Origin of the sequence: Kitasatospora sp. MY 5-36 (assembly GCF_001182915.1) — a bacterium.
GTDB lineage: Bacteria > Actinomycetota > Actinomycetes > Streptomycetales > Streptomycetaceae > Kitasatospora.
In genome coordinates, this window is the sequence record NZ_LFVW01000642.1 from 1 (window position 1) to 6,087 (window position 6,087).

The 6,087-nt window shown below is 75.1% G+C and carries 6 protein-coding genes; all 6 read left to right on the forward strand.

Going from position 1 to position 6,087, the window contains the following annotated elements:
• Positions 1-1,573: thioesterase domain-containing protein (locus AE652_RS32475; protein ID WP_049658115.1), on the forward strand; the 1,573-nt coding region annotated here is incomplete at its 5' end.
• Positions 1,566-2,420: a 3-hydroxyacyl-CoA dehydrogenase family protein gene (locus tag AE652_RS32480; protein ID WP_049658117.1), complete on the forward strand. Its 855-nt coding sequence runs from the start codon at positions 1,566-1,568 to the stop codon at positions 2,418-2,420. The genes AE652_RS32475 and AE652_RS32480, both read left to right, overlap by 8 nt.
• A gap of 52 nt (positions 2,421-2,472) precedes the next feature.
• A complete protein-coding gene (locus AE652_RS32485; protein ID WP_049658118.1) occupies positions 2,473-2,745 on the forward strand; it encodes a methoxymalonate biosynthesis protein in 273 nt (90 codons plus the stop codon).
• Positions 2,742-3,905, forward strand: coding sequence for an acyl-CoA dehydrogenase family protein (locus tag AE652_RS32490; RefSeq protein WP_049658120.1), 1,164 nt, complete (start codon positions 2,742-2,744; stop codon positions 3,903-3,905). Before AE652_RS32485 ends, AE652_RS32490 begins: the two co-directional genes overlap by 4 nt.
• A 99-nt stretch (positions 3,906-4,004) precedes the next feature.
• A complete protein-coding gene (locus AE652_RS32495) occupies positions 4,005-5,156 on the forward strand; it encodes an HAD family hydrolase (protein ID WP_049658122.1) in 1,152 nt (383 codons plus the stop codon).
• On the forward strand, positions 5,153-6,087 hold a 935-nt coding region (locus AE652_RS32500; RefSeq protein WP_199823176.1), incomplete at its 3' end, for a polyketide synthase. The genes AE652_RS32495 and AE652_RS32500, both read left to right, overlap by 4 nt.

Below are 6,087 nucleotides of genomic sequence, written 5' to 3' on the forward strand. Positions count from 1 at the left end.
GGGCGCGGGGGAGGCGGGTGAGCAGCTGAGCGCCTACGGTCTGCGGACGATGGCTCCCGAGCGCGGCATCGAGGGCCTCGCCCAGGCGCTGGACGACGACGAGACGCTGCTCGTGGTCGCCGACGTCGACTGGGCGCGGTTCGTGCCGCTGTACACGCTGCACCGGCCGAGCCCGCTGCTGTCCGCGCTTCCCGACGCCCTCCGGGTCCTGGAGCAGGGGGACGGGGACGGGGACGGGTTCGCGGGCGACGACGGCGCCGGTGTGCGGCGGTCGTCCGCCGCCGTCCGGCTGTCCGCCCGGCTCGGCGGGGCGCGGTCGGCGCGGGAGCGGGAGGCGGTCCTGCTGGAGCTGGTCCGGGAGCACGCCGCCGCCGCGCTCGGCCACCCGGACGCGGCGGCCGTCGACCCGGACGCCACGTTCCTGGAGCAGGGGTTCACCTCGCTGAGCGCCCTGGAGCTGCGCAAGCGACTCGCCGGGGCCACCGGTCTGCGGCTGAGCGGTCCGCTGGTCTTCGACCACCCCACCCCCGCCCTGACGGCCGCGTACCTGCGGGAGCGGCTCGCCGACGGACCGGTGCGCCAGGACGGCGGACCGGAGCGGGCCGCGCCCCGCTTCGCGCTGGCCGCCGCGCCGGAATCCACGGACGGCACGGAGCGGGCCGGAGCCGCCGGGACACCGGCCGCCGAGACGCTGGCCGCCCTGTACCTGCGGGCGAACAGCCTCGGCCAGGGGGCCGACGCCGTACGGATGATCGCCGGGCTGGCCCGGTTCCGGCCCCGCTTCGCCGGTGCGGACGAGCTGGCGGGCGTCCCGCCCCTGGTCCCGCTCACCCGCCGGTCCGCGGACACGGTCGGGCCGACGCTCGTCTGCCTGCCGTCGTTCGGCGCGGGCGACGCCCAGGAGTTCGTCCGGGTGGTGCAGGGCCTGCGCCGCCCCCGGCACGTCCTCTCCGCGGTGATCCCCGGCTACACGGCGGGGGAGCCGCTGGCCGCCGACCCGGACGCGCTGCTCGACCTGTGCGTCCGGACGGTGCTCGCCGCCCCGGAGACCGCTCCGGAGGCCGGCCCGTTCGTCCTCGTCGGCTACTCCTCCGGCGGGCTGGTCGCGCAGGCCCTCGCCGCCCGCCTCGCCGAACTGGGCCGGGGCCCCGCCGCGCTGGTGCTGCTGGACAGCTTCGCCCCGCAGTCGGCCGGTGCCCCCGACGAGATCATCGGCACCCTGCCGGCCGCCGTGCTCCTGGGCAACCCCGGGGGCGTCGACGCGGGCGGCATCGGCGGGGACGACTGGCTGACCGCGCTCGCCCACTACTACGTCCAGGACTGGCGCGGCCACGTCCCGTACACCGCGGACCTGCCGACCCTGCTGCTCCGCCACGGCGGCGAGCCGGGCGGCCCCGAGGGCGGGGACGGCGCCGTCCGCCTCCCGTGGGACCTCTCCGGCGACCTCACCCCGGTGACCGTTCCGGGCGACCACTTCACCATGATCGGCGCCCACGCCGGGACCACCGCGCGGGCCGTCGACTCCTGGCTCGACGAGCACTTCACCACCACCCGGGAGGGACACGATGACTGACCGTCACGAACAGCACCGCCTCGCCGTCATCGGCGGCGGCGTCATGGGCACCAACATCGCCGCCCTCGCCCTCGGCCACGGCGTCGACGTCACCCTCGTCGACGTCGACGAGCCGACCCTGGCCACGGCCCGGACGGCGATCCGCCGCAAGCTGAAGCACGCCCAGCTGCTGGAGGCCCTCCCCGCGGGCCGCGCCCACGGCACGCTGGCCACCACCACCGCGCCGGCCGACATCGCCGACGCGACCGCCGTCGTCGAGGCCGTCGTGGAGGTCGCCGAGGTCAAGCGCGAGGTGCTGACCGAGGTCTCCGGGCTGGTCGCCCCCGGCACCCTGCTGATCTCCAACACCTCGTGCATCCCCATCGACGAGATGGCGGGCTGGGTGGCGCGCGGCGACGAACTCGTCGGCGTGCACTTCATGAACCCCGCCTACCTGATCACCATGGTCGAGGTGATCCGCGGCCGGGCCACCGGTGACGCCACGATGACCGCCGTCACCTCGCTGCTGACCGCGCTCGGCCGTACGGCGCTGGTGGTCAACGACGCACCGGGCTTCGTCGTCAACCGGCTGCTGCACCCGCTGATCAACCGGGCGGCGATGCTCGTCCAGGAGGGCGTCGCCTCCGCCGAGACGGTGGACGGGCTGCTGGAAGGCTGCCTCGGCCACACCACCGGACCGCTGCGCACCGCCGACCTGATCGGCATCGACAACCTCGTCGACTCCCTGCGGGTCCTGCACGAGCGCACCGGCGACCCTGAGTGCGACCCCTGTGAGCTGATGCTCAGGAAGGTCCGCGACGGGCACCACGGCCGCAAGTCCGGCCGGGGCTTCTACACGTACGGCTGAGCACCGGGCTCCCCCCGAACGGCCAGCACGGAACTACGAAAGGTACGGACACATGACCACCGCGAACGCCGCTGCCGGGACGACCGCCGTCGAGCAGGCGCTGAGCGCCTTCCTCGTCGGACACACCGGCGCCGAACCCGAGGTCGAGCAGGACCTCTTCGCCACCGGCGCGATCTCCTCGATGTTCGCCATGGAACTGGTGGTGTTCCTGGAGGACGAGTACGACATCGAGATCGTCGGCGCCGAGCTGAACCGGGACAACTTCCGCAGCATCCGCGCCATGGCGGCCATGGTGCTGCGCCTGCGCGAGACCGGGGACGCATGAGCGGCGGGGCCACGGGTACGGCCGCCACGGGCGCCACGGGTACGGGCGGGACGGGCTTCGACACCGCCGCGATCGACGCCCTGGTCGGCGACGGGCCGGCCGCCTGGGACGCGGCCGGCCGGATCCCCGTCGAGCTGCTGCGCGAGCTCGGCGCGATGGGCGTGCTGTGCGCCGAGGTGCCGGCCCGCTTCGGCGGGCCCGGCCGCACCGGCCAGGAGAACGGCGAACTCACCGCCCACGTCGGCGCCCTGTGCAGCTCGCTGCGCAGCGTGATGACGGTCCAGGGGATCGCCGCGGCGGTCGTCCGCCGCTTCGGCGACCGCGAGCAGCGCCGGGGCTACCTCGGGCAGCTGACGAGCGGCCGGCTCGCCTGCGTGGGCTTCAGCGAGCCGGGCGCGGGCTCCGACCTCAGCGGCATGACCACCCGCATCCGTCCGGCCGAGGACGGCAGCGGCGACCTGATCGTCTCCGGCGAGAAGATGTGGATCACCGGGGCCGCCTACGCCGACCTCGTCATGGTCGTCGGCCGCTACGGCGACGGTCCGGACGGCGCCGCCGCGATGGTGCCGACGGACGCCCCCGGCGTCCGCATCGAGCCCGTCGCGGCCCCGCTCGGCTGCCGCGCCGCCACGCACTGCCGCATCGTGCTCGACGACGTCCGGATCCCGGCCGACGCCGTGCTCGGCGGCGGGCGCCAGCCGCTCGCGCTGCTGTTCACGGTCGGCCTGTCCTACGGCCGGATGTCGGTGGCCTGGGGCTGCGTCGGCATCCTGCGCGCCTGCCTCACGGCCGCCGTCGGGGAGGCCCGCACCCGCGAGCAGGGCGGCGGCCCGATCGGCGAGCACCAGCTGGTGGCCCGGCACATCGCCGAGCTCTACACCTCGGAGCGGATCGCCACCCAGGTCTGCCGGCACGCCGCCGAGCAGTGGGACCGCACCGCCCCGGACGCGGCGGTGACGGCGGTGCTGGCCAAGCAGGTCGCCGCCACCCACGCGACCCGCGGCGCCGCGACGGCCGTCCAGGTGCTCGCCTCGCGGGGCTTCACCGACGGCCACGTGGTGGCCCGGGCCTACCGGGACGCCAAGGCGATGGAACTGATCGAAGGCAGCACCGAGATCTCGCAGTTGATCCTCGCCCGGCACGCCCTCGACCGGCTCTGAGCCGCCCGCCGCCCCGCACGGGCACGACGCACCGTCAGCACGAAACGCACCACACGCACCACGAACACGGCAACGAACGGAAATCGAAGGAGCGCCCCCGTGTCCGACGCACCCACCCTCGTCAAGTGCCTGGTCTGGGACCTGGACAACACCCTGTGGCGGGGCACCCTCCTGGAGGACCACGAGGTGGTGCTGCCCGAGGAGATCCGCCGCACCATCGTCGAACTCGACGCCCGGGGCATCCTCCAGGCCGTGGCCAGCAAGAACGACCACGACCACGCCTGGCAGCAGCTGGAGGCCCTCGGCGTCGCCGAGTACTTCGTCCTGCCGCGGATCGGCTGGCATCCCAAGTCCCGGTCGGTCAAGGAGATCGCGGACGGGCTGAACTTCGCCCTGAAGACGGTCGCCTTCATCGACGACCAGCCGGCCGAGCGCGCCGAGGTCGCCCACCACCACCCCGAGGTCCGCTGCTTCGACGCGGCGCTGGCCGCGGAGCTGACCGGCCTCCCCGAGTTCAGCCCGGCCGTCGTCACCGTCGACGCCGCCCGCCGCCGCAGCATGTACCAGGCGGGCTTCCGCCGGACCGCCGAGCGCGAGGAGTTCACCGGCCCCGACGAGGCCTTCCTCCGCTCGCTGGACCTGGTCATGGAGATCAAGCGGGCCGACGACGCCGACCTCTCCCGGGTCGAGGAACTCACCCTCCGCACCAGCCAGATGAACGCCACCGGCGTCTACTACTCCGACGTCGATCTGCGGGCCCTGATCGCCGATCCGGAGCACGAGGTCCTCACCGTCTCCCTCACCGACCGCTTCGGCCCGCACGGCGCCGTCGGCGTGCTGCTCGTCGGCTACCACGAGCGGGTCTGGCACCTGAAGCTGCTGGCCACCTCCTGCCGGGTGGTGTCCTTCGGCGCGGGCGCCGTCCTGCTGGACTGGCTGATCGGCGAGGCGGCGGCGGCCGGGGTCCACCTGGCCGCCGACTTCCGCCGCACCGACCGCAACCGGATGATGGAGATCGCCTACCGGTTCGCCGGGTTCACCGACGCGGCGTGCGACTGCCTCGCCGAACTGCGCTCTGCCGATGCCGATGCCGACGCCGGGGCGGCCGGCTCCGGGCGTGCGGGCATCGAGTTCCGGCACCTGGTGGCGGACCGCCGCCCGGCCCCCACCACCGTGCGCGTCGACGCCCCCGCCCTCGGCCCCGTGGCCTCCACGGGTTCCGCGGGTTCCACGGGCGGAGCCGGCGCATGACCGCCGAGCCCCTGGCCGTCATCGGCATGGCCTGCCGCTACCCCGGCGGCATCGACTCGCCCGAGGACCTGTGGCAGGCCCTCGTCGACCGCCGCACTGTCGCGGGCCCCTTCCCCACCGACCGCGGCTGGGACCTCGACGCGCTGCGCCGCGACGGGCGCTGCGCCACCGACCGCGGCGGGTTCCTCGACAGCGCGACCCGCTTCGACGCCGCCTTCTTCGACCTCTCCCCGCGCGAGGCCGACGCCATGGACCCGCAGCAGCGGCTCGCCCTGGAGGTGGGCTGGGAGGCCCTGGAGCACGCCCGCATCGACCCGACCACCCTGCGGGGCTCCCGCACCGGGGTGTTCCTCGGCGCCGAGGCCCGGCCGTACGGGCCCCCGCTGCACGAGGCGCCCGCCGACCTCGCCGGCGTGCTGTTCACCGGTACCGCCCCGAGCGTCATCAGCGGGCGGCTGGCCCACACCCTCGGCCTCAACGGCCCCGTCCTCACCGTCGACACCTCGGCCTCCAGCTCGCTGGTGGCGCTGCACCTCGCCGTCGAGGGGCTGCGCGGCGGTGAGTGCGAACTGGCGCTGGCGGGCGGGGTGACGGTGATGACGACGCCCGGCTACCACGTCGCGTTCAGCGCGCTGGGCGGTCTGGCCCCGGACGCCCGCTGCAAGCCCTTCTCCGCGGACGCGGACGGCGTGGCCTGGTCCGAGGGGGCCGGCGTGCTCGTGCTGGAACGGCTGGAGCGGGCGCGGCGCCTGGGCCACCGGGTACTGGCGGTGGTCCGCGGCTCGGCCGTCAACTCCGACGGCGCCAGCCACAGCCTGACGGCCCCGAACGGCGAGGCCCAGCGCGCGGTCATCCACGCCGCGCTCGCCGACGCGGAGCTGGCCCCCGCGGACATCGACGCCGTCGAGGCGCACGGCACCGGCACCCGGCT

Coding starts and splice junctions, on each gene's coding strand:
- AE652_RS32480 (WP_049658117.1), top strand. CDS start 1,566: ATGACTGACCGTCACGAACAGCACCGCCTCGCCGTCATCGGCGGCGGC.
- AE652_RS32485 (WP_049658118.1), top strand. CDS start 2,473: ATGACCACCGCGAACGCCGCTGCCGGGACGACCGCCGTCGAGCAGGCG.
- AE652_RS32490 (WP_049658120.1), top strand. CDS start 2,742: ATGAGCGGCGGGGCCACGGGTACGGCCGCCACGGGCGCCACGGGTACG.